The sequence below is a fragment of the Mycobacteriales bacterium genome (assembly GCA_030697205.1).
In the GTDB taxonomy this organism is placed as follows: Bacteria; Actinomycetota; Actinomycetes; order Mycobacteriales; family SCTD01; genus JAUYQP01.
Genome location: JAUYQP010000049.1, coordinates 54,543 through 79,082 on the forward strand (window position 1 = coordinate 54,543; position 24,540 = coordinate 79,082).

Annotated in this window: 23 protein-coding genes; 8 read left to right on the plus strand and 15 right to left on the minus strand. The window is 72.4% G+C overall.

What is annotated here, in order from left to right:
* Nucleotides 1-295: 295 nt before the first annotated feature.
* From Q8R60_16195 to Q8R60_16220, 6 genes are read right to left on the minus strand one after another with little or no spacing between them, the layout of a single operon-like run.
* Nucleotides 296-2,248: a hypothetical protein gene (locus Q8R60_16195; protein MDP3714017.1), complete on the minus strand. Its 1,953-nt coding sequence runs from the start codon at nt 2,246-2,248 to the stop codon at nt 296-298.
* Nucleotides 2,245-2,514, minus strand: coding sequence for a hypothetical protein (locus tag Q8R60_16200; protein ID MDP3714018.1), 270 nt, complete (start codon nt 2,512-2,514; stop codon nt 2,245-2,247). The genes Q8R60_16195 and Q8R60_16200 overlap by 4 nt, the downstream gene beginning before the upstream one ends.
* Nucleotides 2,507-2,803: a hypothetical protein gene (locus Q8R60_16205; GenBank protein ID MDP3714019.1), complete on the minus strand. Its 297-nt coding sequence runs from the start codon at nt 2,801-2,803 to the stop codon at nt 2,507-2,509. The genes Q8R60_16200 and Q8R60_16205 overlap by 8 nt, the downstream gene beginning before the upstream one ends.
* Complete coding sequence (locus Q8R60_16210) at nt 2,800-3,075, minus strand: hypothetical protein (protein MDP3714020.1); 276 nt, start codon at nt 3,073-3,075, stop codon at nt 2,800-2,802. Before Q8R60_16210 ends, Q8R60_16205 begins: the two co-directional genes overlap by 4 nt.
* Complete coding sequence (locus Q8R60_16215) at nt 3,072-4,469, minus strand: sigma 54-interacting transcriptional regulator (protein MDP3714021.1); 1,398 nt, start codon at nt 4,467-4,469, stop codon at nt 3,072-3,074. The genes Q8R60_16210 and Q8R60_16215 overlap by 4 nt, the downstream gene beginning before the upstream one ends.
* Before the next feature lie 20 nt (nt 4,470-4,489).
* Nucleotides 4,490-5,053 (minus strand): Uma2 family endonuclease, encoded by a 564-nt coding sequence (locus Q8R60_16220; GenBank protein ID MDP3714022.1) that lies wholly within the window; start codon nt 5,051-5,053, stop codon nt 4,490-4,492.
* A gap of 143 nt (nt 5,054-5,196) precedes the next feature.
* On the opposite strand from Q8R60_16220, the gene Q8R60_16225 reads away from it, so the two are divergent.
* Entirely contained in the window at nt 5,197-6,426 is a 1,230-nt protein-coding gene (locus Q8R60_16225; protein ID MDP3714023.1) for an FIST N-terminal domain-containing protein, read from the plus strand.
* Between the two features lie 120 nt (nt 6,427-6,546).
* Here the strand turns inward: Q8R60_16225 and Q8R60_16230 are convergent, their stop codons facing one another.
* Both Q8R60_16230 and fdhD read right to left on the minus strand, forming a co-directional pair.
* A complete protein-coding gene (locus tag Q8R60_16230) occupies nt 6,547-8,802 on the minus strand; it encodes an FdhF/YdeP family oxidoreductase (GenBank protein MDP3714024.1) in 2,256 nt (751 codons plus the stop codon).
* On the minus strand, nt 8,799-9,608 hold the full coding sequence (gene fdhD, locus Q8R60_16235) for a formate dehydrogenase accessory sulfurtransferase FdhD (protein MDP3714025.1): 810 nt from the start codon (nt 9,606-9,608) through the stop codon (nt 8,799-8,801). Before fdhD ends, Q8R60_16230 begins: the two co-directional genes overlap by 4 nt.
* Before the next feature lie 63 nt (nt 9,609-9,671).
* On the opposite strand from fdhD, the gene ilvA reads away from it, so the two are divergent.
* The 4 genes from ilvA (at nt 9,672) to Q8R60_16255 (ending at nt 15,036) form a co-directional block, all read left to right on the plus strand.
* The gene (gene ilvA / locus Q8R60_16240; GenBank protein MDP3714026.1) at nt 9,672-10,886 is read left to right on the plus strand and encodes a threonine ammonia-lyase; all 1,215 of its coding nucleotides are present in this window, start codon (nt 9,672-9,674) and stop codon (nt 10,884-10,886) included.
* A gap of 105 nt (nt 10,887-10,991) precedes the next feature.
* Nucleotides 10,992-13,337 carry a M14 family zinc carboxypeptidase gene (locus tag Q8R60_16245; protein ID MDP3714027.1) on the plus strand — a complete coding sequence of 782 codons (2,346 nt, stop codon included), beginning with the start codon at nt 10,992-10,994 and terminating at the stop codon, nt 13,335-13,337.
* A gap of 62 nt (nt 13,338-13,399) precedes the next feature.
* Nucleotides 13,400-14,332: a permease gene (locus tag Q8R60_16250; GenBank protein MDP3714028.1), complete on the plus strand. Its 933-nt coding sequence runs from the start codon at nt 13,400-13,402 to the stop codon at nt 14,330-14,332.
* Entirely contained in the window at nt 14,329-15,036 is a 708-nt protein-coding gene (locus Q8R60_16255; protein ID MDP3714029.1) for a TIGR03943 family protein, read from the plus strand. The genes Q8R60_16250 and Q8R60_16255 overlap by 4 nt, the downstream gene beginning before the upstream one ends.
* Before the next feature lie 491 nt (nt 15,037-15,527).
* Here Q8R60_16255 and greA read toward each other — a convergent pair whose 3' ends face one another.
* A complete protein-coding gene (gene greA, locus Q8R60_16260) occupies nt 15,528-16,031 on the minus strand; it encodes a transcription elongation factor GreA (protein ID MDP3714030.1) in 504 nt (167 codons plus the stop codon).
* Between the two features lie 39 nt (nt 16,032-16,070).
* Entirely contained in the window at nt 16,071-16,496 is a 426-nt protein-coding gene (locus Q8R60_16265; GenBank protein MDP3714031.1) for a DUF4307 domain-containing protein, read from the minus strand.
* Between the two features lie 103 nt (nt 16,497-16,599).
* On the opposite strand from Q8R60_16265, the gene mca reads away from it, so the two are divergent.
* Both mca and Q8R60_16275 read left to right on the plus strand, forming a co-directional pair.
* Nucleotides 16,600-17,457 (plus strand): mycothiol conjugate amidase Mca, encoded by an 858-nt coding sequence (gene mca, locus Q8R60_16270; GenBank protein ID MDP3714032.1) that lies wholly within the window; start codon nt 16,600-16,602, stop codon nt 17,455-17,457.
* Complete coding sequence (locus tag Q8R60_16275; GenBank protein ID MDP3714033.1) at nt 17,454-17,642, plus strand: hypothetical protein; 189 nt, start codon at nt 17,454-17,456, stop codon at nt 17,640-17,642. Before mca ends, Q8R60_16275 begins: the two co-directional genes overlap by 4 nt.
* A gap of 9 nt (nt 17,643-17,651) precedes the next feature.
* On the opposite strand, the gene arfB is transcribed toward Q8R60_16275, so the two are convergent.
* From arfB to Q8R60_16290, 3 genes are all read right to left on the minus strand, one after another.
* A complete protein-coding gene (arfB, locus tag Q8R60_16280; GenBank protein MDP3714034.1) occupies nt 17,652-18,077 on the minus strand; it encodes an alternative ribosome rescue aminoacyl-tRNA hydrolase ArfB in 426 nt (141 codons plus the stop codon).
* A gap of 184 nt (nt 18,078-18,261) precedes the next feature.
* Nucleotides 18,262-19,875, minus strand: a complete 1,614-nt coding sequence (locus Q8R60_16285) for an MDR family MFS transporter (GenBank protein MDP3714035.1) — start codon at nt 19,873-19,875, stop codon at nt 18,262-18,264.
* Nucleotides 19,872-20,327 (minus strand): MarR family transcriptional regulator, encoded by a 456-nt coding sequence (locus Q8R60_16290; GenBank protein ID MDP3714036.1) that lies wholly within the window; start codon nt 20,325-20,327, stop codon nt 19,872-19,874. The genes Q8R60_16285 and Q8R60_16290 overlap by 4 nt, the downstream gene beginning before the upstream one ends.
* A 130-nt stretch (nt 20,328-20,457) precedes the next feature.
* On the opposite strand from Q8R60_16290, the gene Q8R60_16295 reads away from it, so the two are divergent.
* Nucleotides 20,458-21,225, plus strand: a complete 768-nt coding sequence (locus Q8R60_16295) for an SDR family oxidoreductase (GenBank protein MDP3714037.1) — start codon at nt 20,458-20,460, stop codon at nt 21,223-21,225.
* Here the strand turns inward: Q8R60_16295 and Q8R60_16300 are convergent.
* Nucleotides 21,171-21,800: a nitroreductase family protein gene (locus Q8R60_16300; protein MDP3714038.1), complete on the minus strand. Its 630-nt coding sequence runs from the start codon at nt 21,798-21,800 to the stop codon at nt 21,171-21,173. The two genes, Q8R60_16295 and Q8R60_16300, sit on opposite strands and share 55 nt — an antisense overlap.
* Nucleotides 21,801-21,913: 113 nt before the next feature.
* Nucleotides 21,914-24,241, minus strand: coding sequence for a bifunctional diguanylate cyclase/phosphodiesterase (locus Q8R60_16305; GenBank protein MDP3714039.1), 2,328 nt, complete (start codon nt 24,239-24,241; stop codon nt 21,914-21,916).
* Nucleotides 24,242-24,540 lie beyond the last annotated feature (299 nt).

Consider the following 24,540-nt stretch of genomic DNA (forward strand, 5'->3'; position numbering starts at 1 on the left):
CGGTGTCGCACCATCTGTCACGGCATGCGATGGCGCGCGGGGATCGGAGCGGCGCTGCCGGCCGCCGTCGCGTGGGGCTCGTTCGCCTGGTTGGCTCCCTCCAACGCCCTCGTCGTGACCGCCGCGCGCAGCACTCAGGGCGCTCGAGCCCGGACGCGGGTAGCGCCCTTCCAGGACGGGACCGGGCGCGGCCCGTCCTGCCGTCGCCGGCCGTACGCGACGCCGTCGCATCCCTCGACGGCCTGCGGGACGGCCGCACCACCCTGGTGCTCGCGGCGCTGTCCTTCCGCAGGACCTAGCGTCCTCGACGACCGCGGCGGGCACGCAGGTAGTCGCTCACGACGAACTCGCCGAGCCGAGTCGGGTCGGGGCGCAAGACCCGCCCGCCGTTGCGGGTGGCGAGGTGCTTCACGAAGCGCATCAGCCGAGGCTCGTCGTCGAGCATGAAGACGTTGATGGTGGCGCCGCGCCGGGTCAGCCGCTCGACCTCCGCCATCGTCAGCTCGAGGGTCTCGGGCACCGGCGGCCAGAAGAAGAACGGCCGGCCGTCGCGCTCGAGGTGGGCGGTCGGCTCACCGTCGGTGACGATCAGCACGACCGGCTCGCTGTCGGGGTGCTTGGCGAGGAAGTGGCCCGCGAGGATCAGCGCGTGCTGCAGGTTGGTGCCCTGCACCCGCTGCGCGTCGAGCCCCACGAGCTGCTCCGGGCGCAGCACCTGCGCGAGGTCGCTGAAGCCGATGACCTCGATCGCGTCCTGCGGGAACTGCGTCGACACCAGCGAGTGCAGCGCTAGGGCTGTCTGCTTGGCGACGCCCCAGGTGCCGCGCAGCTCCATCGAGAACGACAGGTCGACGAGCAACGCGACCGCGGCGGAGGTGCGCCGCTCGGTCTCGACGACCTCGAAGTCCTCGACCGCGAGCCGGGTGGACGTGCCGCCGCTGCGCAGCACGGCGTTGCGCACGGTGCGTACGACGTCGAGCGGCTGCTCGTCGCCGAACTCCCACGCGCGGCTCGACCCGGTCGCCTCGCCGGCCGCGCCGGCGTTACGGACGTCGTGGCCGCCGCGGCCCCGGGACTCCAGCCCGGTGAACACCCGCCGCAGGGCCGTCGCGCCCAGTCGTCGTACGGCTCGGGGTGAGAGCTCCAGCCGGCCCTGGCTGTCGCGCGCGAGGTAGCCCTGCTCGGTGAGCTCGCGCTCGATGCGGCGCAGCGCGGCGACGTCGTCGACGGCACCGCGGCCGAGCGCGCGCTGCACGGCGTCCTCGTCGATGTCGTCGAGGGAGGCGCCCGGGTAGTCCTGCGACAGCGCGGCCTCGAGGTCGGCGAGGTCGCCGAGCTCCTCGAGGGCGGAGGTCGCGTCGCCCATCCCAAGGCCGTCCTCGCCGCGCATCCGCTCGCGCCCGCCCCACGGCAGGTCGGGGCGCAGCGCGCGCAGAGAGTCACCGAGCTGCGCCATCTGCGAGGCGAGGTCGGGGTCCATCGCGCCGGACATCAGGCCCTGCAGCTCCTCGCGCTGCTGCGGGGTCAGTGAGTCCATCAGCCGCTGCTGGGCGGCGGCGCGGCGGGCCAGGTCGTCGACGAGCTCCTCGAGGTCCTTCGGCTCCGACGGGAAGTGCTGGCCGTGCTTGGCCATGAAGTCGTCGAACTGCTCCTGGGTGTGCTCGCCGCGGGCGTCGGCGGCGAGCATCGCGTTGAGGTCGGCGAGCATGTCCTTGACGGCCTGCATCGCCTCGGGCGTCGCGCCCTCCAGCGCCTGCTTCATCCCGCGGAACTGGCTGTCGAGCACCTCGCGGCGCAGCAGGTCCTGGATCTCGTCGTAGGCGGCCTTGGCCTCAGCCGACCGCCACGGGTGGTCCTGCAGCTGCTGGACCGCGCGGGCGGTGTCGGACGGCAGCGCGTCGAGCTCCATCTCGGCCAGGCGCGCCGCGTCGGACGGGTCGGGGAACAGCGCCTGCTTCTCGAGCTCGACGGCCTTGTCGAGCAGCTCGCGGACCTGCTCGAGCGTGCCGTCGAGCCGGCCCCGCTGGCGGGCCTCCCGCTGCCGCTTCGACACCTGGCGGCGCAGGTCGTCGAGGCCACGCAGGCCGTCGGTGCCGCGGCGCAGCAGGTCGCGCAGCGCCTGCCGCGGCGAGGAGCCCTCGAGCACCCGGTCGCCGATCTCGTCGAGAGCAGCCGCGACGTCGTACGGCGGCTCCAGCGGGTCGCGCCCGCCGTGCCACTCCCCGTAGCGGTAGGCGGGCTGGCTCATCGCGCGGCCTTCGACGGGTCGTCGCGCCGGGTGATCCGCACGTCGACGGTCTTGTAGGCGAGCACGGCGGTGACAGCGAGACCCACCACGACGCGGGCGAGCAGCGAGCCGTCGAGCGCGGCGGGCAGGAAGCCGGCGCCGAGCAGGACCGGGCCGAACTGAAGCAGCAGCGTGAGGGCCTTGCGCAGCAGCGAGGTGCCGGCCCACTCGCGCAGGACCCGCGACAGCCCGGTGCCGGGGTCGACCAGCGACGGGCCGTCACTCATGGGCGAGCGCCCGCGCGTTGGCCCGGCGGTTCAGGGCGGTGACGGTGACGGAGACGCCGAGAGCGACGATCGCGACGTATCGGGGGAACCACTCCCCGGTCACGACGCGGCAGGCGACGAGGGTGACCACGACGACGAGCAGGGCCTGCAGCAGGTTGACGGCGACGACCTCGCGGCGGCCGCGGTCGGCGTAGGTCTGGAAGGGGCCGGGTAGCCGGTTGAGCCGCGCGATGCGGGCCCGCTCGGCCTGGCGGTGCTCCTTGGAGAACGCCTGCGGCTGCTCGCTCACGGCCGCCCCAGCTCGTGCTCCTGCTGCTCCTGCCAGGCCCGGAAGGCCAGGGCGCGGCGCAGCGCGAGGGCCTCGCGGACCGGCTTCATCATCGGGCGCATGACGAAGGCGTAGATGAGCACGAAGCCGCCGATCACCATGAGCGGTCCGCCACCGGTCGCGTCGGCGACCGCGCCGAGGGTGACGAACAGCGCGAGGGTGACGACGGCGGTGAGCAGGACCCGGCGCTTGAGCGCGTAGGGGTCGGGGGCTTCCGGGTGCAGATCGGTCATCCGCCGTAGACCGTCCGGCCGGGGACGCTGTCCTTGGCGAGCCGGCGGTTGAGGTGCAGGCCCTCCATCGCGAGCTCCAGCGCCGCGGCGGCGAGGCCGGGCGACTCCTCCTCGACGCCGAGCCGGCTGAGGATCGCCGCGAGGCCCGGCACTGGGCCGAGGCGGGAGAGCAGGTCGGCGGCCGGGACGAGGTCGCCGGACTCGACGGTCGCGCCCTCCTCGAAGCGGGCCTGCAGGCCGGTCAGGTCGACGCCGGCGAGCAGCGCGCGGAAGGTGTCGGCCGTGGCCTTGCGCAGCAGGTGCGCCAGCACCTCGAGCTCGCGACCCTCCTCGGCCGACTCGAACTCCACCTTGCCCCGTGCGGCCGGCACCACGGCGGGCAGGTCGCAGACGCGGGCCACGGCGGGCTCGGCGGTGACGGCGGAGCGGCGTACTGCTGAGGCGGCCATGGTCTCGGCTGCGGCGACCGCGAGCCGGGCCGACACACCGCTGCGCTGGTCGACCTGCGGCGACTCGCGGACCAGTCGGGTCCAGCGGGCGACGATGTCGAGCAGGTGGTCGGGGACGACGCACGGTGTGGTCTCCCACGACAGCACCGCCTCCTGGCGGATGACCGCGACCTCGTCCTCGAGCCGCACGGGGTAGTGGGTGCGGACCTCGGCGCCGAAGCGGTCCTTGAGCGGGGTGATGATGCGGCCGCGGTTGGTGTAGTCCTCGGGGTTGGCGCTTGCGACGAGCAGCAGGTCGAGGGGCAGCCGCAGGGTGTAGCCGCGGACCTGGATGTCGCGCTCCTCCAGGACGTTGAGTAGCGAGACCTGGATCCGCTCGGCGAGGTCGGGCAGCTCGTTGACGCTGAAGATGCCGCGGTTGGTGCGGGGCACGAGGCCGTAGTGGACGGTCTCCGGGTCACCGAGGGTGCGCCCCTCGGCCACCTTGATCGGGTCGACGTCACCGATGAGGTCTCCGACCGAGGTGTCGGGCGTCGCGAGCTTCTCGCCGTAGCGCTGCGACCGGCCCTTCCACGACACCGGCGTCGCATCGCCCTGCTCGGCCACGAGCCGCTGGCAGCGCACGCAGACCGGGTCGTAGGGGTGGTCGTTGATCTCGCAGCCGGTGATGACCGGCGTCCACGCGTCGAGCAGTCCGGTGAGGGTGCGGATCAGCCGGGTCTTGCCCTGGCCGCGCTCGCCGAGCAGCACGAGGTCGTGACCGGCGAGCAGCGCCCGCTCGACCTGCGGGATGACGGTGGCGTCGAAGCCGAGGATGCCCGGGAAGGCCGTCTCGCCCTTCGCCAGCTTGTGGAGGAGGTTGTCGCGCACCTCCTGCTTGACCGTCTTGTGCACGTGACCGCTGTCGCGCAGCGCGCCGAGGGAGGTGGGGTCAGGGACGTTCACTCCCCGACCCTACGTCCGGGTCAGCGACGTCGCACCAGGTCGCCCGGTGACAGGGTGACGGGGAAGGGTTGGGTCAGCTCGACGGACTCGCCCGCTGTCACGCGCGCGCGTTCGACGTACGCCCCGTCCTGCAGCTCGAGGACGGTGACCTCGAGGGCGTCGGGCTCGACCAGCCAGTACGACGGGACACCCCTGTCCTGCAGCGCCTGCCGCTTGAGGACGAGGTCGATCGCGCGGGTGGTCGGCGACTGGACCTCGACGACCAGCAGCGGGACGGCCTCGATGCGCCGGCCGGTCGCGTCGTCGCGGCGGACCACGGTGATGTCGGGCGCGATCAGGCGGGTCGGTGACAGCCTGACGTCGACGGGCAGGAACACCTCGAGGTCGTCGGGCGCGGCGTCCTCGAGCTGCCGGAGAAGGGCGGCGCTGACTCGCTGGTGCTGCAGCGACGGCTCAGCGCTCACGATGAGCGCCCCGTCGATGAGCTCGTAGCGCGTGGTGTCGCCCTCGGGGAAGTCGTCGAGGTCGTCGACCGTCCACGGCCCGGGTGGGAGCAGCGGTCGGTCAGGGATCGTGGCGGACATGGCACTCATGCTGCGCCTCCTCGGCGTCGGTGTCACGCGTCATGGCGACAGCGTGGGCCGAGTCCGATGTGCGCGACAGGGGTCAGCCCGGATCTGTGGACGGACACGAGGCCGTGGCGGACCCGCCAGCTGCGACGTCGACCATGCGCAGTCCGGGCGCTGCTGTCGAGGACCACCACGAGGAGGTCTTCGCGCGGGCAGGGTTGGATGGAGGGGTGGCGCGCTTCGGAGACGGCATCGGCATCGACGCCGACGTGGTGCGCGCGGCCGAGACGGCCGTCGCGCAGGCGCTCGCCCCGCTGCAGGGCCGCACCCCCGACCTTGTCGTCTTCTTCGTCACCGCGGCGACTGCCGACGACGCCGCGGCCGCGGGGGAGCGGGTCGCCGCCCTGGTGCCCGGAGCCGCGGTCCTCGGTTGCACCGCGGGTGGGGTCATCGGTGGCGGACAGGGCGTCGAGGGCTCGAGCGCGGTCAGCGCGTGGGCCGCCGTCCTGCCCGAGGCCCGGGTCCGGACCTTCCACCTCGAGGTGATGCGAGCCGACGCGGGGATGGCCGTCGTCGGCATGCCGGAGCGCGACCGCGACGAGGTCGTCGTACTCCTCGCCGATCCGTGGAGCTTCCCCGTCGACGGCTTCGTCGACCAGGCCAACACCGCGCTGCCCGGGCTCCCGATCGTGGGCGGGGTCGCCACCGGGCCCGCGGGACAGGGGTCGACGCGGTTGTTCGTCGACGGCCGCGTCGTCGACCGCGGCGCCGTCGGGATCCTGCTCGGTGGCGTCGAGGTCCGCACGCTCGTCTCGCAGGGCTGCCGGCCGGTAGGCCCGGCGATGACCGTCACGGCGTCGGAGGGCGGGGTCGTGCACGCCCTCGCCGGGGTGCCCGCGGTCCGCAAGGTCGAGGAGGTCCTCACCACCCTCGACCCCGCCGACCAGGCGCTCGCCAGCGGCGGTCTGCAGCTGGGCATCGCCGCCGACGAGTACGCCGAGGAGCACGACTACCTGGTGCGGGGCATCCTCGGCGTGGACCCGTCGTCGGGTGGCCTGGTGGTCGGCGACCAGGTCGAGGTCGGCCAGACCGTGCGGCTGCAGGTCCGCGATGCCGATGCCGCCGATGCGGAGCTGCGCACGATGCTGTGGCACCTACGTCAGCAGGTCCCGGCACCGGTCGGTGGCGCGCTGGTCTTCAGCTGCAACGGCCGGGGGGCGCATCTGTTCGGCAGCGCCCACGGCGGGGCGTCGCACGACGTCACGGTGGTGCGCGAGGCGCTCGCCGTCGACGGGGTCGCGGGCTTCTTCGCCGGTGGCGAGATCGGCCCGGTGGCCGGCCGCAACGCACTGCACGGCTTCACCGCGTCCCTGCTCGTCTTCCCCTGAGGGGCTCGCCGCCCCTCGGCCCACGCTCCGACCCCGGTGATCATCAGGCGATCTGCACGGGACGCGTCGGAGTGTCGCGTGCAGATCCCCTGTTGATCACGCGGGCGGGGCGGCGGGCCCTCAGGCGGGGACGAGGCGGACGACGACGGACTTGGACGTGGGGGTCTGCGAGCCGTCCGCGGTGGAGTCCAGCGGCACGAGCACGTTGGTCTCGGGGAAGTACGCCGCCGCGCAGCCGCGGGCCGTCGGGTAGGCCACGACGCGAAAGCCCGGGGCGGTGCGCTCGCCGTCGTTCCACTCGCTGACGAGGTCGACCATCGCACCGTCGGTGAGCCCCAGGGCGGCGACGTCGGAGGGGTGCACGAACACGACGCGGCGGCCTCCGGTGACGCCGCGGTAGCGGTCGTCGAGGCCGTAGATCGTGGTGTTGTACTGGTCGTGCGAGCGCACGGTCTGCAGCAGCAGCCGACCCGGAGGGACCTCGACGACGACGAGCTCGTTGACCGAGAACTGCGCGAGCCCCGACGGGGTCGCGAAGACCTGTCGGCCTCGCGAGGCGTGCGGCAGCAGGTAGCCGCCCGGGGCGACCGACCGGGACGCGTAGCCCTCGCAGTGCGGCACCACTCGCTCGATCGCCTCGCGGATCGAGGAGTAGTCGTCGCGGAACCGCGCCCACGGCAGGGCCGGCGCGAGCCGCTCACCGAGGCCGCAGACGATCGCGACCTCAGAGCGCAGCAGCGGTGACGCCGGCTCGAGCCGACCGCGGGAGGCGTGGACCGACGACATCGAGTCCTCGACGGTCACGACCTGCTCGCCGCTCGCCTGCACGTCGCGCTCGGTGCGGCCCAGGCATGGCAGCAGGACGGCGACCTCGCCGGTGACGGTGTGGGAGCGGTTGAGCTTGGTCGCGACGTGCACGGTCAGCCGGGCCGACCGCACCGCGGCCTCGGTGACGGCGGAGTCGGGGGTGGCCGCGACGAAGTTGCCGCCCATCGCGACGACGGCCCGTACGCGGCCGTCGCGCAGGGCCCGGATCGTGTCGACGGTGTCGAGGCCGTCCGCGGCCGGCGGCTCGAAGCCGAACTCGGCGCGCAGACCGTCGAGCAGCTCCGGCGGCGGCTTCTCCCAGATGCCCATCGTCCGGTCGCCCTGCACGTTGCTGTGCCCGCGCACCGGGCAGACGCCCGCGCCCGGCTTGCCGATCGCGCCGCGCAGCAGCAGCAGGTTGACGACCTCGCGGATCGTCGCGACGGAGTTCTTGTGCTGGGTGAGGCCCATCGCCCAGCAGACGACGATCCGCTCGGCGCCCGCGAGCCGTGACACCAGCTCCTCGATCTCGCCGTCGTGCAGACCGGTCGCACGGCGTACGACGTCGTCGTCCACCTGCGCGAGGTGCGCGACGAGCGCGGCGTAGCCCTCTGTCTTTTCGGCGACGAAGCGCTCGTCGACCGCGCCCGTCTCGACGAGGCGCTTGTTGACGGCCTGCAGCAGCGCGAGGTCGCCGTTGACCCGGATCTGGAGGAACTGGTCGGCCATGTCCGTGCCGCGACCGACGACCCCCGAAGGCTTCTGCGGGTCCTTGAAGCGCAGCAGCCCCGCCTCGGGCAGTGGGTTGACCGCGACGATCGTGGCGCCCGCCTTCTTGGCGGCCTGCAGCGCGGTGAGCATCCGCGGGTGGTTGGTGCCGGGGTTCTGGCCCATGACGAGGATGACCTCAGCCTGCTCGAGGTCGTCGAGGGTGACCGAGCCCTTGCCGATGCCGATTGTCTCGGTCAGCGCGAGGCCGCTCGACTCGTGGCACATGTTGGAGCAGTCCGGCAGGTTGTTGGTGCCGTAGGCGCGGACCAGCAGCTGGTAGAGGAACGCGGCCTCGTTGGAGGTGCGGCCCGAGGTGTAGAACGACGCCTGGTCGGGGTCGCCGAGGGCCCGCAGCTCCTCGGCGACGACGTCGAGCGCGGTGTCCCAGTCGACCGGCTCGTAGTGGTCGCTGCCGGCCCGCTTGAGCAGCGGCTCGACGAGCCGGCCCTGCTGCCCGAGCCAGTATCCCGACCGCTGCGCGAGCTCGCTCACGGCGTGCTCGGCCCAGAAGCCGCTGGGGATGCGGCGCAGGGTCGCCTCCTCGGCGACGGCCTTCACGCCGTTCTCGCAGAACTCCGCCTTCTTGCGGTCGTGGCCCTCCGGCCAGGCGCAGCCGGGGCAGTCGACGCCGTCGACCTGGTTGAGCCGCAGCAGGGTCCGCACCGTGCGCACCGGCCCGAGGTGGTCGCGGGCGTGCCCGAGGGAGTGCAGGACACCGGGTACGCCGGCCGCCCATTCTTTGGGCGTTCCGACCGACAGGTCGGCGTCACCGACGTCGTCGCGGGGCGCGTCCCTCACGTGAGCCGCTCGTGGCCGGCGTAGACGTTCATCGACGGCCCGCGCAGGAAACCGACCAGGGTGAGCCCGCTCTCGACGGCGAGGTCGACCGCGAGCGACGACGGCGCGCTGACCGCGGCCAGCACAGGAAGGCCTGCCATCACGGCCTTCTGGGCCAGCTCGAACGATGCCCGCCCGGAGACGAGCAGCACCGTCGCGATCAGCGGCAGCCGCTGCTCGCGCAGCGCCCACCCGACGACCTTGTCGACGGCGTTGTGCCGGCCGACGTCCTCGCGGGCGCACAGCAGCGTGCCGTCAGCGGTGAACAGCCCGGCGGCGTGCAAGCCGCCGGTGGCGTCGAAGGCGTCCTGCGCGGCGCGCAGGGTCGAGGGCAGCGCGCGCAGCACGTCGGCGGGGACGCGGACGTCGTCGCGCGCCACGTCGTACGCCGAGGTGGTCCTCACCCCGTCGACGCTGGCCTTCCCGCAGACCCCGCACGACGACGAGACGTAGGTGCTGCGCTCGAGGTGCGGGGGGAGGTCGACCCCGTCGGCGAGGGTGACGTCGAGGACGTTGTAGGTGTCGGGGTTGTCGGTGCAGTAGCGGATCGTGCGCAGCTGATCGGCCCGGCTGACGACGCCCTCGCTCACGAGGAAGCCGGCGGCGAGGTCGAGGTCGGCGCCGGGAGTGCGCATCGTCACGGCGAAGGGACGGCCCGCGACGCGGATCTCGAGCGGCTCCTCGCCGGCGAGGGAGTCGGGTGCCCGGCGGTCTGGCTCGCCCGCGGTGAGGCGCAGGACGGGCCGTCGCTGCACCACCCGGGTCATGCGCCCATCCTGCCCCGCGCGGCGCGGCGTCGCACCTGCGTCGGCCGGTGCGAGACTGCGCGCGTGTCTGTGCCGCTCGTGACCCTCGCCGACGTCCAGGCAGCGAGGGTGCTGCTCGAAGGGGTCGCGCGCACGACCCCGCTCGAGGGGTCGCGCGCACTGTCAGCGAGCGTCGGCGGCGAGGTGCTGCTCAAGTGCGAGAACCTCCAGCGCACCGGCTCGTTCAAGATCCGTGGTGCCTACACCCGCATCGCCGGCCTGACCCCGCAGGAGCGCGCAGGCGGGGTGGTCGCCGCCAGCGCCGGCAACCACGCGCAGGGCGTCGCCCTCGCAGCGCAGCTGCTCGGCTGCGCGGCCACCGTCTTCATGCCGGAGTCCGCGCCGCTGCCGAAGGTCGCGGCGACCAAGGCGTACGGCGCACAGGTGCGGCTCGTCGGCGCGACCGTCGAGCACGCCCTTGCTGCGGCGGCCGCCTTCGCGGCGGAGACCGGGGCGGTGCTGATCCACCCCTTCGACCACGCCGACGTGATCGCCGGTCAGGGCACGGTCGGGCTGGAGATCCTCGAGCAGTGCCCCGAGGTGCGGACCGTCGTGGTGTGCACCGGGGGAGGCGGCCTGGTCTCGGGGATCGCGGTCGCGATCAAGGCGCTGCGCCCCGACGTGCAGGTCGTCGCGGCCCAGGCGGCGGGGGCTGCGGCCTACCCGCCCTCTCTCGCCGCCGGGGCTCCCGTGGCGCTCGCGTCGATGGCGACGATGGCCGACGGCATCGCGGTCGGGGTGCCCGGCGAGGTGACCTTCGCCCACGTGCGCGACCTCGTCGACCGCGTCGTCACCGTCTCCGACGACAGCCTCGCCCGGGCGCTGGTGCTGTGCCTCGAGCGGGCCAAGCTCGTCGTCGAGCCGGCCGGCGCGGCGGCCGTCGCGGCGGTCATGGACGACCCCGGCGCGTTCGAGCCCCCGGTCGTCGCGGTCGTGTCCGGTGGCAACATCGACCCGTTGCTGCTGGCGAAGGTGATCCGCCACGGCCTCATCGCGGCCGGCCGCTTCCTCAGCCTGCGGGTCCGGATCCCGGACCGACCCGGTGAGCTGGCCCGCCTGCTGGCCGTCCTCGGCGCGGCATCGGCCAACGTGCTCGACGTCGAGCACCAGCGCACCGGGCGGGGCCTGCACCTCGACGAGGTCGAGGTGGAGCTGCAGCTCGAGACCCGCGGGCCGGAGCACGGCGAGCACGTCGTCGCCCAGCTGACGTCGTCGTCGTACACCGTCTCGCCCCTGTAGTCGGGTCTGCAGCCGCTCCTTACAAACCTTGCTAAGCGGGCAGGAGTCGCTCACCCGGTGTCGAAGGAGGGCGGAATCACGTCCCAGAGACCCGGAGGACCCGCTGTGGCGGCTGTCACGCGCACGATGAAGCGAACTGTCGCGACCGGCGGGCTGTCGCTCGCCCTCGGCGCCGGGCTGGTGGGCGTCGCGCCCGCGGCCCAGGCCGGCCCGGTCTGCACCGACGGCTTCAAGGGCGGGCCGCCGCTGGCCGTCTGCGGCAACCGGGTCTTCCCCGAGGCGGCGGTCGCGCGCACCTACGTGCAGTTCCGCGAGGACGCGCTGGGCTTCAGCGAGTACCGCGACGGCCTGCTCTTCCTCGAGCAGCTCTACCCGCGCTACGTCGAGGTCTTCACGCTGTCGGAGAAGTACGGCAAGAACGCCGTCTCCGCCGGTCCCGACGGCATCCGCGCGGGCGACGAGGGCGACACCGGTGACGGCAAGGAGATCTACGTCGCCCGCCTCACCGACAAGGAGGTCGCCGACAAGGACAAGGAGCGGCTGTTCTTCAGCCTGTCGGTCCACGGCAACGAGCGCGGCGGTCTCGAAGGCGGTCTGCGCGCGATCGAGGACCTCGCCCGTGACGCCACCGCCGGCGACGTGCTGATGCCCGACGGCATCGACAACTACACGAGCAACACCGGGAAGAAGCCGGAGTTCCACCAGTATCCCGTCCGCGACGTGCTCGCGAAGGAGGACGTCTACTTCACGTCCTTCAACCCCGACGGCTGGACCGCTGGTGACGTCGCGCCGCCCGGGGCGACCAACATCTTCGCCCGCACCAACGGGCGCGGGGTCGACCTCAACCGCCAGATGCCGACCCAGGGCAGCATCAACACCACGCGCAACCCGCTGTTCGAGAGCGAGATGAAGTTCGGGACGCAGCTCATCGACGAGGTCGCGGCGGGCTCGCCGGGCGATCTGATGGCCTACGGGGCCGACATCCACGGCGAGCTCACCAGCCGGGCCTACGTCGACATCATGTACCCCGCCGGCCAGTTCGACTCGGTCAAGCACCGCCAGCTGATGGCCATCGCCGAGCGCACCAAGTCCGTCATCGACGAGACGCTTTACGCGGGTATCCAGAACCAGATCGAGGAGGCCTCGGGCGGCAACGAGGGCGAGGGCATCGAGGATATCGTCCCCGGCTTCCCGGCCAACACCATCCCGACGATGCCGGCCCACTGGGGCACCGTCTGGGACACCCTCGGCTACACCGACACCGGCTTCATCGGCGACTACCTCGCGGCCGACGTGTCCGTGACCGGCATGGACTACGAGATCTTCCTCAACCACACGGTCCCGGACAAGGTCTGGAACGTGTACCTGCAGGAGAACCACATCAACGCCAGCCGGGCGATCATCAAGACCGCGATGGCCTACGCGCTGACCCAGTCCGAGGACTTCAACGAGGACAACGTCCGGCTTGAAACCGGCGGTCAGGCCGGCTACGTCGACGACCCGGTCTTCGTCCGCAGCGACGACGCCAACGGCGTCGGTGAGAAGGCCGGCCCGGAGGGTGACAACGTCGGGGCCAACGGGCTGCCCGTCGTGCAGAAGCCCTACAAGGCGAGCCGCATGCAGTGGTTCAAGGACACCTCACGGCTCATGAGCAAGCCCTTCAAGGCGCTCGGCGCTGCCGACATCGCGGCGTCCGCGAGCAACCTCGACCAGCTCGACACCCTCGTCATCGCGGACAACAAGCTGCCCCAGGACAACAAGGGTCGTCCGGTGGACGCGACGGCCTACTACGCCAACATCAAGACGTGGGTCGAGAAGGGCGGCAACCTCGTGCTCACCGACCGGGCGCTGCACGCCCTCGGTGACCTCGGGGTGGTCGAGGCCGACGCGGTCGAGGACATCACCGTCTACCAGCCGTTCGCGGAGTTCGCGACCTTCGACGACCCGATGGTCGCGGGCCTGCGCAAGAACGCCCGCCAGCTCGTCGAGGCCGCCGTGCTCGGCTACGGCATCGGTGACACGGCCTCGCCGATGACCGCGATCGCCCCCGACGCCTTCACCGGCGCCGGCGGTAAGGTCATCGGCACGACCGAGGACCTCGTGACGCTGGGCCACCTCGAGCTCGGTGCCGGTCGCATCCAGGTCGTGGGCGGGGCGCTGCCGACGCAGTCCGAGGACCAGGACCACCGCTTCGGCCTGCGTGACTACGCGCTGACCTACTCCGGTCTGTTCATCATGGAGAACGTCCTCAAGCACGACGCCGCCGGTCTCGGCGTGGCCGCGCCCGCGGGCTTCAACCCGACCGCCCCGACCGCGCCCACCGGTCCGGCCGCTGCACCGAGCCTGCCCGCCACCGGTGGCGGCACCGAGCTCGCCCTGCTCGGCCTCGCGCTGTTCGGCACCACGGTGATCGTCGGTCGTCGTCGCGCCCGGCTCGGGATCGCCACCTGACCACCCAGCAGGAGCACGTCACGCAGCCGCCGGCGGGCACGTCCCGTCGGCGGCTGCCGACCTTGGAGCTGCTCGCTCTCGGCCTGGTGGTGGCGGGGCTCGGACGACCGCTGGTGCAGGACCTCGTCGACGCGCCGGTGCTGCAGACCTGGTCGACGGTCTTCGTCTCGATCTGCGTGCAGGCGCTGCCCTTCCTGGTCCTCGGCGTGCTGCTGTCCGGTGCGCTGACGGCCTTCGTGCCCCCGGGCGCGCTGGCCCGGGCGCTGCCGCGCAACCCGGTCGCCTCCGTCCCGGTCGCGTCGGCCGCGGGGTTCCTGCTGCCCGGCTGCGAGTGCTCGTCCGTGCCGCTGTCGGCGGGGCTCATGAAGGACGGCGTGCAGACCGCGCCGGCCCTGGCCTTCATGCTCGCCGCCCCCGCGGTCAACCCGATCGTGCTGGTCTCGACCGCGGTGGCCTTCCCGACGCTGCCGGAGATGGTGGTGTCGCGGTTGGTCGCGTCGCTGATCGTCGCGGTCGTCGTCGGCTGGGCCTGGGCGCGCTTCGGCCTGCCCGCGTGGATGCGGCTGCGCGACCGCCACCACCACGAGGGCGCGACCCGCACCCGGGTGCTGCTCGACAGCGTCCGTCACGACATCGCCCACGCCGGCGGCTTCCTCGTCATCGGTGGTCTCACGGCGGCAACCCTCAACGTGCTGGTGCCCGCGACCTTCCTCGACTCCGTCGCCGGCTCTGGCGTCGCGGCGGTGCTCACGCTGTCGGTGCTGGCCGTGGCGCTCGCGATCTGCAGCGAGGCCGACGCCTTCGTCGCGGCATCGCTGACGCAGTTCTCATTGACGTCGCGGCTGGCGTTCCTCGTCGTCGGGCCGGTGGTGGACGTCAAGCTCATCGCCCTGCACGTCGGCACGTTCGGGCGCGGCTTCGCCCTGCGCTTCGCACCGTTGGTCTTCCTCGTCGCCGTCGGCGCCGCGGTCGCAGTCGGAGGGTGGTTGCTGTGAGGGCAGGCATGAGGAGCGAGGCGCAGAGCGGGGTCTGCCTGCTGCTGGGCGCGACGGCGCTGCGGCTCGGGCCGAGCGACGCGGCGCTGGCCTACGTCAAGCCGTCTCTGCGACCGCTGCTCGTCGTCGCAGGGGTGGTGCTGGTCGTGGTCGGCATCGCGGGACTGCGCGGGCGTCGCGCCGTAGATGCCGACGAGCAGGCCGACGAGCACGGCGCGCCGTCGGCCGCCTGGCTGCTGGTGCTGCCTGTGGTCGCCGTCTTCCTCGTCGCGCCCGCACCCCTCGGGTCCTACGCCGCCGAGCGGCAGAGCGATTCGCGCGCCATCGAGCGCAAGGCGATCACCTCGCCGCTGCCGGCGGAGGTCGACGGGGCGGTCCCCCTGACCATGCGCAACTTCCTGGTCCGGGCGATCAACGGCACCGAGCTGGTGGGGCGCACGGTGAGGATCACCGGCTTCACCACGACCGACGGCAAGGGCGTGGCGCTCAACCGCTTCCGTGTCAGCTGCTGCGCTGCCGACGGGATCGCGATGCGCGTGCGGCTCGAAGGCATCCCGGGCGCCCCGCGCGACGACCAGTGGTTCGAGGTCGAAGGCGTGCTGCGCGACGGGGAGCGCTCCGACGCCGGGCTGATCGGTCTGCCCGTGCTCGACGTGACCGAGGCGACGCCGGTCAGCCCACCCACCAACACCTACGAGGGCTGAGCGCCGGGCGCGCCGCCCGACCGAGGCGCGCAGAGGAGCACCTCCCCGGCGGTCCCGCACGAGATCGACGGTGTCGTTCGCCGCGAGCCCGCAGTGTCTCGGTCAGTAGAGGTCACCCCAGCAACCCCGATCGACCGAGACAGCACCGGTCGCGCCGGGCCCGCAGTGTCTCGGTCAGTAGAGGTCACCCCAGCGACCCTGATCAACCGAGACACGGCACCCGGTCCGGCGCACGCGCCCGCGCTGCCGCACGGCGGGACGAGCCGTGATCACCACGCAGAGCGACTCGTCACCAGCCGCGGGTACCGAGCGGATCGGCGCGCTGATCACGACGCATGTGCGTCGCATCGGAAGGCTCGCTCTGGGGCGGGACGCGTCGCGGGAGTGCGGCTGCGCCTTGGCTAGCGCGAGGGAGACCGCACTGCTCGTTGGCCTGAACCGCAGAGCTGCTCGCGCTGATCAGGCCTTCGGAGGGGGAGGGGCCGGGCTGGTCAGGCCTCGACGTAGGGCGTGATCTCGACGATGCGCACCTTGGTCTCGCGCGGGCCGAAGGTCACCGTGTCGCCGGCCGCGTGGCCGGCAATGGCCTGGCCGATCGGCGACTCGGGGGAGTAGACGTCGAGCGCGCCGATCTTGCCGCCGTCGTCGGTGGCGTTCTCCCGGTTGGCGAACAGGAACTCCTCGACGTCGTCGTCGCCGTAGTCGACGCGCACGACGCAGCCCTCCTCGACCCGCTCGCCGGAGGGTGTCTCGCCGACCCGGATGTCGCGCAGCAGCGCGGTGAGCTGGCGGATGCGGGCCTCGAGCTTGCCCTGCTCCTCCTTGGCCGCGTGGTAGCCGCCGTTCTCCTTGAGGTCGCCCTCCTCGCGGGCCGCCTCGATCTTCGCGACGACCTCGTCGCGGCGGCTCCCGGTCATCTCGGCGAGCGTGGCCGTGAGCCGGGCGTGGGCCTCCTGGCTGAGCCAGGTGGTCTGGGTGCCGGTCTCGCTGCTCACGGGGTGCCTCCGGATAGGGGGAGTGGGAACGCCTCGATGCTACGGGGCGGGCGGCAGCGTGGTGGTTCCCTCGGGCAGCAGCTGGCAGCGCAGCACCTCGCCGAGGTTGGCGCGCGCGGTCGTCTGGACGACCTCGGTCAGCCGGGTGGTGCGCTCGCCGGCGGGTACGAGGACCCGCAGCTCGCCGAGCAGGTTGCGGTCGACGTCCTGGGCGCGCAGGTAGCACTGGGCGGCGCGGTCGGTCTGCTTCACGACGTCGAACTCGAGCGTCACCGAGCGGTCGGCGATGATCATCCGCTGCACCTGCACGTCGACCCGGCCGCCGAAGTCGTCGTAGAGCCGCACGACGCCGAACGTCACGCCGACGCCGAACAGCGCGGCACCGGTGATCACGAACCAGCGGTTGGGGGGGCGCTGCTCGTCGTACCTGCCCTCGGGTCGGCGGGGCTCGCCGGGGGTGGTCACGGGACTACTCCGATCGCGTGGGTGGTTGCCTGGTGGTGGGCATGTCCATGTTCCCAGGAGAGAGGGGCCGGCCGTGACGGCGGGTCAGGAGCAGCTGCGGCTGATGTGCGTGCACGCGCACCCGGACGACGAGTCGAGCAAGGGCGCGGCCACGATGGCGCGCTACGCGACTGAGGGCGTCGACGTCCTCGTCGTGACTCTCACCGACGGCTCGCGCGGGTCGGTGCTCAACCCGGCGATGGACACCCCCGAGGTGCTCGCCGACATCACCGCGATCCGCGCGGCCGAGATGGAGCGGGCCCGCGAGATCCTCGGCGTGCGCCAGGTCTTCCTCGGCTTCGTCGACAGTGGCCTGCCCGAGGGCGACCCCCTGCCGCCGCTGCCCGAGGGCTGCTTCGCGGCCGGCGACCTCGAGGCGCAGACCGAGGCGCTGGTGCGCGTCGTGCGCGAGCAGCGCCCGCACGTGATGACGACCTACGACGAGAACGGCGGCTACCCGCACCCCGACCACATCCGCTGCCACGAGGTGTCGGTCGCGGCCTTCGAGGCGGCCGGTGACCCCGACCGCTTCCCCGACGCGGGCGAGCCCTGGCAGCCGCTGAAGCTCTACTACAACCTCACCTTCCACAAGAGCCGGCTGGAGCGCCTTCACCAGGCGATGCTCGCCGCGAAGATGGGCTCGCCCTACGCCGAGTGGCTCGTCAACTGGGAGGACAAGCCCGGCGACGCGGAGCGGCTGACGACCTCGGTGCCGTGCGCCGCCTTCTTCCCGGTCCGCGACGCCGCGCTCATCGCGCACGCGACCCAGGTCGACCCGACCGGGCGCTGGTTCGCCGTCCCCGTCGAGCTGCAGCAGGAGACCTGGCCCTTCGAGGACTTCCAGCTCGCCCGCAGCCTGGTCGACAGCGAGCTGCCCGAGGACGACCTGTTCGCCGGGGTCCGTGAGAGCGTGGGGGCATGACCCTCCCCTTCGCGTTGGACGCCGACGCCGTCAGCGCCGGGCCCTTCGCCCTGTTCATCGTGCTGGCGATGCTGGTCGTGACCGTGCTGCTCATCAAGAACATGGGCGGGCGCATCAAGAACCTCCCTGAGGAGTTCCCCGACGACCCGCGCGGGCTGCGCTCCCGCGACAAGGACACGCCCTAGTACGACGGACTAGTCGTCCGTCGCGCGCCGGGTCCGCTTGACCTGGCCGCGCTGCTTCTTCTCCTGCAGCCGCCGCTCCTGCGACCCCCGGGTCGGCTTGGTGGGGCGCCGCGCCCGCGGCGGTGGTGCGACGGCCTCGCGCAGCAGCTGGGCCAGCCGGCGCTCGGCGGCCTCGCGGTTCTGCAGCTGGCTGCGCTGCTCGCTCGCGGCCACGGTCAGGACGCCGTCGACGAGCCGGGACGCCAGGCGGGCCAGGGCGCGGGTGCGCTGCAGGTCGGTCAGCGCGGTCGAGCGCGCGACGTCGTACGACAGCTCTGCCCTGCTGTCGCTGGTGTTGACCGACTGACCGCCCGGGCCCCTCGACCGGCTGAAGCGCCACGACAGCTCGGACTCGGGCACGACGAGGCTCGACGTCACCTGCAGCGGACCGGGCACGAGAGCAGTCTGCCCGCGGCCGCCAAGGGATTGTGGCGATCACGCGCGCTGAGGTCCCGCGGCGTGATCGCCACATCGGCACGACGCCCGCCGGTCACTCCCGGGATGTGGCGATCACGCACGCTGAGGTCCCGCGGCGTGATCGCCACATCTGGGCGGGCGGCGCGCGGTGAGCGGGAGCCAGCTAGAGGTGGGCGGCCTCGGCGCGGGCCTGCTCGGCCTCGCGGGCCTCGAGCCCCGACATCTCACGCAGGTGCGTCACCTCGAGGCGCAGCGACAGCAGGAACGCCGGCACCATCAGGCAGGCCACGACGAGGAACGCGGTCTGCATCGAGTCGGTGAAGCCCTGCAGGACGGCGGTGCGCACCGCGTCGGGCAGGGTGGCGATGACGGTGGTGTCGTCGAGGGCGGAGCTCTCGCCGAAGCGGTCGACGACGGCCTGCGGCAGGCCGGCCTGCACGGCGCGGTCCTGGATGCGGCCGACGACGGTGCCGAACAGGATCGACAGGCTGATCGCCGCGCCGAGGGTGCCGCCGACCGAGCGGAAGAAGGTCACCGACGAGGTGGCGACGCCGATGTCGCTGGCGGGCAGGGCGTTCTGCACGCCGATGACGAGGGTCTGCATGGACAGGCCGAGCCCGCAGCCGAGGACGGCGACGCAGGTGAGCGGGACCCATAGCGCCGTGTCGTACTCGACGAAGGACAGTCCGAGCAGCGCACCACCGATGAGCAGCGTGCCGGGGATCGGGTAGCGCAGCATCCGGCCGGTGCGTGAGGTGATGCGACCGACGGCCATCGACGTGGTGAGCATGCCGGCCATGAGCGGCAGCATGAGCAGGCCGGCCCGCGTCGGGGACTCGTCGCGCACGATCTGCAGGTAGAGCGGGACGAGCAGCAGGCCGCCGAACATCACGGTGCCGATGAGCAGCGACAGCGCGGTGCTGACGCGGAAGGTCTTGTAGGAGAAGACCCGCAGCGGCAGGACGGCGTCCTCGCCCATCCGGCGCTCCCACGGCACGAACGCGACGAGCGACGCGATGCTCGTCACGAGCAGCCCCACGACCAGTGGTGAGCCCCACCCCCAGGTGCGCCCCTGCTCGGCGACGAGCAGCAGCGGCACGATCGCGCTCGACAGCAGGCCGGCGCCGACCGCGTCGATGCGGTGCTCGCGCCGGGTGTGCGGCAGGTGCAGCACCTTGGTGATGACGACGAAGGCGAGGATGCCGAGCGGCACGTTGACGTAGAAGATCCAGCGCCAGCCGGCGGTGCCGAGCAGGGTGTCCTGGCCGGCGAGGAAGCCGCCGAGGATCGGGCCGAGGACGCTCGAGGTGGCGAAGACGCTCATGATGCGGGCCTGGTAGCGGGCGCGCTCGCGGGGCTTGACGAGGTCGGCGACGATCGTGAAGGCCAGTGACAGCAGGCCTCCTGCGCCCACCCCCTGGACACCGCGCCAGACGGCGAGCTCGTAGATGGAGCTCGACGTGCCGCACAGCATCGAGCCGACGACGAAGACCGCGATCGCAAAGAGGTAGAGGGGCTTGCGGCCGTAGAGGTCCGACAGCTTGCCGTAGAGCGGCGTCGAGATGGTCGAGGCGATGAGGTACGCCGTGGTCGCCCACGCCTGCGCGGTCTGGCCGTTGAGGTCGTCGGCGATGGTGCGCATGGCGGTGGACACGACGGTCTGGTCGAGGCTCGCGAGCAGCATCCCGAGCATGAGGCCGTAGATGACCGCGACGACCTGGCGGTGGGTGGGGGAGCCGGTCGGTGTCACGGGTGGCGCGTCGGTGCGGGTGGTCATCGGGACAGCTCCAGGGGCAGCTCCGCGCGCAGGTCGCGGGTGAAGCGGGAGAGCAATCCGGCGAGCTCGGACAGCTCTGCCTCGTCCCAGTCGGGCAGGCGACGGGCCATCGCGGCGATCCGCGCGCCGCGGACGGCGTCGATGGTCTGCCGGCCCGTGGCGGTGAGGTCCAGCAGCGATGCGCGGGAGTCGAGGGGGTCGCGGGAGCGGGCGAGCAGCCCGGCCCGCTCGAGGGACGCGACCTGCCGGCTCACGGTCGACAGGTCGAGGCGCAGCTCGTCGGCGACGGCCGACAGCCGGGCCGGGCCGCCGCGCTCGACCTGGGCGAGCACGCCCATGCCCGGCATCTCCAGGCGCAGCCCGATCTCGCGGGTAGCCTCCTCGTGCAACGACTTGAGCACGCGCACGACGTCGACCATCTGCCGCGCCACCTCGTCGAGCGCCTCGCTCACCACTTCCCCCAGATGCTTGTGTGCTGCAAGCATGTGGCACGACGTGCCGCGCTGCAAGGCGGATCCGGGTGACGCTGCTCACCTGTCGGGTCGCCGGGGCCGCCCTCAGTCGCGGCGCTAGCGTCGACGCATGGACCTCTTCGACCTCACCGGCAAGAAGGCCGTCGTCACTGGCGGCACCCGCGGCATCGGGCTGATGATCGCCCGCGGCCTCCTGCAGGCCGGCGCCACCGTGTGGATCAGCTCGCGCAAGGCCGACGCCTGCGAGGCGGCGCGCGAGGAGCTCTCGGCGTACGGCGAGGTGCATGCCGTCGCGGCCGACCTCGCGCAGGAGGCCGAGTGCCTGCGGCTCGCGGCCGAGGTCGGCGCGGCCACCGACCGCGTCGACGTGCTGGTCAACAACGCCGGCGCGACCTGGGGCGAGCCGCTCGCAACCTTCCCGGAGTCGGCCTGGGACAAGGTCATCGACCTCAACCTCAAGTCGCCGTTCTTCCTCACCCGGGCCTTCCTGCCGCTGCTCGAGGCGGCCGCGAGCGACGACGACCCGGCGCGCGTCATCAACATCGGCTCCATCGACGGGCTGCGGGTGCCGGCCCTGCCGACGTACTCCTACTCCTCGTCCAAGGCTGCGGTGCACATGCTCACCAAGGTCCTCGCCAAGGAGCTCGGGCCCAAGCGGATCACCGTCAACGCCGTGGCCCCGGGGCCCTTTGAATCGAAGATGATGGCCGCCACCCTCGACGTCTTTGGTGACGCCATCGCGTCCGCGGCACCGCTGGGACGGATTGGCCGACCCGACGACATGGCGGGCGTCGCGGTCTTCCTCGCGAGCCGCGCGGGCTCCTACGTCACGGGTGCGGTCATCCCGGTCGACGGTGGGATCGCCACCACGGTCTGAGCCCACTGGGACCGGACCGGTCGCAGCAGCGTCGCCGGGTCGAGCCGCTCCCGCGGAGCGGTCTCGCGGGCGGCGAGCTTCTCGGGCAGGACTGCGGTGGGGTCGTGGCGGCCGACGGCCACGACGGTCTGGGGCACGAGGGCCTGGGGAGCGCCGGCCGGGTCGGTCCCGAGCAGGCGCGTCACCACCTCGGTGTCGAAGCCGCCCATCTGGTGGACGGCCAGGCCCATCGCCTGTGCCTGCAACGACAGGTGCGCGACGGCCTGCCCGGTGTCGTAGGCCGCCCAGCGCAGGGGCTTGCCCTCGTCGGTGACGGTCACCGCGGCGGCCACGAGCAGCGCCGACGCGGCCGGCGCCCACTGCTGGTTCCAGCCGACGAGGGCGTCGACGACGGCCGCGTGCTCCGGCATACCTCGATGTGCCACGGCGAAGCGCCAGGGCTGGCTGTTGCTGGCGCTCGGCGCCCAGCGCGCCGCCTCCAGCAGCGCCCCGACGTCGTCATCGGTGAGGACGTGGGTCGCGTCGAAGGAGCGCGGGCTCCAGCGGGCGGCGAGCAGCGGGTGCAGGGCGGTCACCCCCGGGCCAACCGCCTGCCAGGTCGTGGCCTTCCCGAGCCGTGGTCCCACGGCCCGGACGGCCGTCTGGGGTCCCGGGACCCGAGACGGCATGTCCCGTCAGCCGCTGCGATCTACCGAGGCACCTGCCGGACGGCCTCGCCCCGCGGTGTGGGGAGCGCCGGCAAGGTCTGCAGGAGCGCGTCGACGGCCGCTGCCGCAACCGGTCGGGAGAACAGGTAGCCCTGGGCCCGGTGGCACCCGAGCTCCGCGAGCACGTTGCGCTCGGTCTCGCGCTCGACCCCTTCGGCCACGACCGTGATGCCGATCTCGGCGGCGAAGGCGAGGACCCCGCGGACGAAGCGACGGCTACCGCCGTCCTGGTCCACCCCGGTCACGAACGATCGGTCGATCTTGACCTCGTCGATCGGGAGGTCCCTCAGTCGAGCCAGGGAGCTCAGCCCGATCCCGAAGTCGTCGACGGACAGCCGGATCCCGAACTGCCTGAGCCGGACGCACGCGGCATGGCTGACGACCGTGTCCGCCAGGACCTCGGTCTCGGTGATCTCCAGCACGAGACGGTCGCCCGGGATTCCGTGCCGTCGCAACGTCGTGACGACCATCTCGACGAGGCCGGGCGTCGACAGCTGTGTCGGACTGAGGTTCACGGCTCCGCACACCTTCGAACCACCCGGTAGGGCGGTCCATCGCGCCAGCTGCTCGCAGGTCGTCTCGAGCACGAACTGGAACAGCTGGCCGATGAGATGGCACTTTTCGGCGACGGGGACGAACACCTCCGGTGAGATGGATCTGCCCTCGGGTTCCCACCGGGCGAGTGCCTCGAGGGTGTGAACTTGACGGCTGGCCAGGTCGACGATGGGCTGGAACACCACGGTGAGCTGCCGTGCCTGCAGTGCCGCGCAGAGGGAACGCCCCAGGTCCAGGTCATCCAGCTCGTCGAGCTGGAGGCCTGCGGTGTGCAGCAGGACGTCAGCCTTGCCCTGGCGCTTGACGGCGTACATCGCCACGTCTGCGCGCGTCAGCAGCTCGTCGACCGTGGGGGTGTCGTCACGGGGTTCGACGACGGCCACGCCCGCACTCGCCAGCACGCAGACCTCATGGCCAGTGATCACGAAGGGCGAGCGAAGGCTGTCCAGCATCGACCGCGCGACATCGACGGGCCCTGACCCGTCCTCGAGCAGCACGGCGAACTCGTCCCCGCCCAGCCGGGCGAGGGTGTCCGCTTCGGAGAGCTCCCCCCACAGGCGCTGGGCGACCAGCTTGAGGAGCTCGTCCCCAGCTGCGTGGCCCCTGGCGTCGTTGACGGCCTTGAAGCCGTCCAGGTCCAGGAAGCAGATGGCCAGGCTTCGCCTGTCCCGGCGGTGCAGCTCCAGGGCGTGCGTCACCCGATCGACGTAGAGCGCCCGGTTGGCGAGGCCGGTCAAGCCGTCGTGGAAGGCCTGGTACCGCAGGTCGGCCTCCCGGCCGGCGAGTGCCACGGCTAGCTGCTGGTTGTTACGGACGGTCAGGAACTGCCGGGAGAGCACCAGCACCACGAGGAACGCGGTCAGTGACACCTCGACTGTCGAGGGGCGAAGGCCGCTGGCGTACCTCCAGCCGATGAAGCTGAGCGCGGTCGCGAGCGGGACGTAGGGCAGTGCGGCGCCGGCGACCGCGACCGCGTGCTCCTCGACCGCGCTGCAGGTCGCCCCTCGCGCCTGCGGTGCGAGGGCCAGCACGCTGAAGGCGAGGATCCAACCCAGGGCGACCGGGTTGCCCGACTCGTAGGTCCCCTGAGCCGTGAGGTAGGCGAAGCCGCTGTCGGAGAGCGCCATCAGCGCCAGCCCGGCCGCGACACAGCCGAGCGGTACGCGGTGAGACCTCGACCGCGACATGACGAGCACGCACAGGACGAGCAGCGCCAGGTCGGACAGCGGGTAGGACACCGACACGATCGTCGACAGCCGCGAGTCGCCACCTGCATGGACCACGGCTCCGAGCGCAGTTGTCCAGGAGACGAGTCCGATGGCGGTCGCGACCATCAACCCGTCCATGGCCATCCGTCGCCGGTCCGTCTGGGAGGCGCCGCTCGGGAAGACAGCCAGGGCGATCATGGCGCCGACAGGGAAGCCCAGGAACCCGATGTCGGCGGCAGAGGGAAAGGGCGTCTCACTCTGCAGCACGAGCTCGTACGTGGACCAGATCGCCTGCCCGATCGTCCAGGAGAGACAGGCGACGGCCAAGGCGGCCCATCCCCAGCACAGCCGTCCGGTCGCTGCCATGGCAGCCAAGGCACAGCTGACCGAGGCGAGCAGTGCCGCGAGCAACTGGCTCAGGTCATCGACGGCTGGACCGACCTGATCGGTCAGGTGAGCGCACGTGACCGCGATCACCAGCAGCACGGTGGAGACGGCCATGAGTCGTCGTGCCAGCTCGAGCCGGGATGCTCGCGTGCGCGTCACGGGTCGACCGTGCCGGGGCGGCCATCGGCCCCCGGTTCGGCGTGGGCTTCTCCGCTCCGGTCGCACCGCCCAGGTCGGCTGCGGCACTGCCACGAACCGACTCATGACGGCGACGACCTCTGACGGTGGGGAAGCGACTCGCCTACGACGAGAGGTCCCCATCGGCTGTCGTCGGCAGATGTTGAGCAACGGGTGCGACTCAGGTCACCTCTCCCGCGCGGCTGCCATCGGTCTGGGTGCTCCCCCTGGGCCCAGGACGCCACCTGACAGGCTGGCCGACATGGGTCAAGGCCCGAGTG

What these genes read in the sequence shown, in the direction of transcription:
- Q8R60_16200 (MDP3714018.1), bottom strand. Translation starts at nt 2,514, where the DNA reads ATGAGTGACGGCCCGTCGCTGGTCGACCCCGGCACCGGGCTGTCGCGG.
- Q8R60_16275 (MDP3714033.1), top strand. Translation starts at nt 17,454, where the DNA reads ATGACCCTCCCCTTCGCGTTGGACGCCGACGCCGTCAGCGCCGGGCCC.
- mca (MDP3714032.1), top strand. Translation starts at nt 16,600, where the DNA reads ATGTGCGTGCACGCGCACCCGGACGACGAGTCGAGCAAGGGCGCGGCC.
- Q8R60_16220 (MDP3714022.1), bottom strand. Translation starts at nt 5,053, where the DNA reads ATGTCCGCCACGATCCCTGACCGACCGCTGCTCCCACCCGGGCCGTGG.
- fdhD (MDP3714025.1), bottom strand. Translation starts at nt 9,608, where the DNA reads ATGACCCGGGTGGTGCAGCGACGGCCCGTCCTGCGCCTCACCGCGGGC.
- Q8R60_16195 (MDP3714017.1), bottom strand. Translation starts at nt 2,248, where the DNA reads ATGAGCCAGCCCGCCTACCGCTACGGGGAGTGGCACGGCGGGCGCGAC.
- Q8R60_16295 (MDP3714037.1), top strand. Translation starts at nt 20,458, where the DNA reads ATGGACCTCTTCGACCTCACCGGCAAGAAGGCCGTCGTCACTGGCGGC.
- Q8R60_16225 (MDP3714023.1), top strand. Translation starts at nt 5,197, where the DNA reads ATGCGCAGTCCGGGCGCTGCTGTCGAGGACCACCACGAGGAGGTCTTC.
- Q8R60_16285 (MDP3714035.1), bottom strand. Translation starts at nt 19,875, where the DNA reads ATGACCACCCGCACCGACGCGCCACCCGTGACACCGACCGGCTCCCCC.
- Q8R60_16210 (MDP3714020.1), bottom strand. Translation starts at nt 3,075, where the DNA reads ATGACCGATCTGCACCCGGAAGCCCCCGACCCCTACGCGCTCAAGCGC.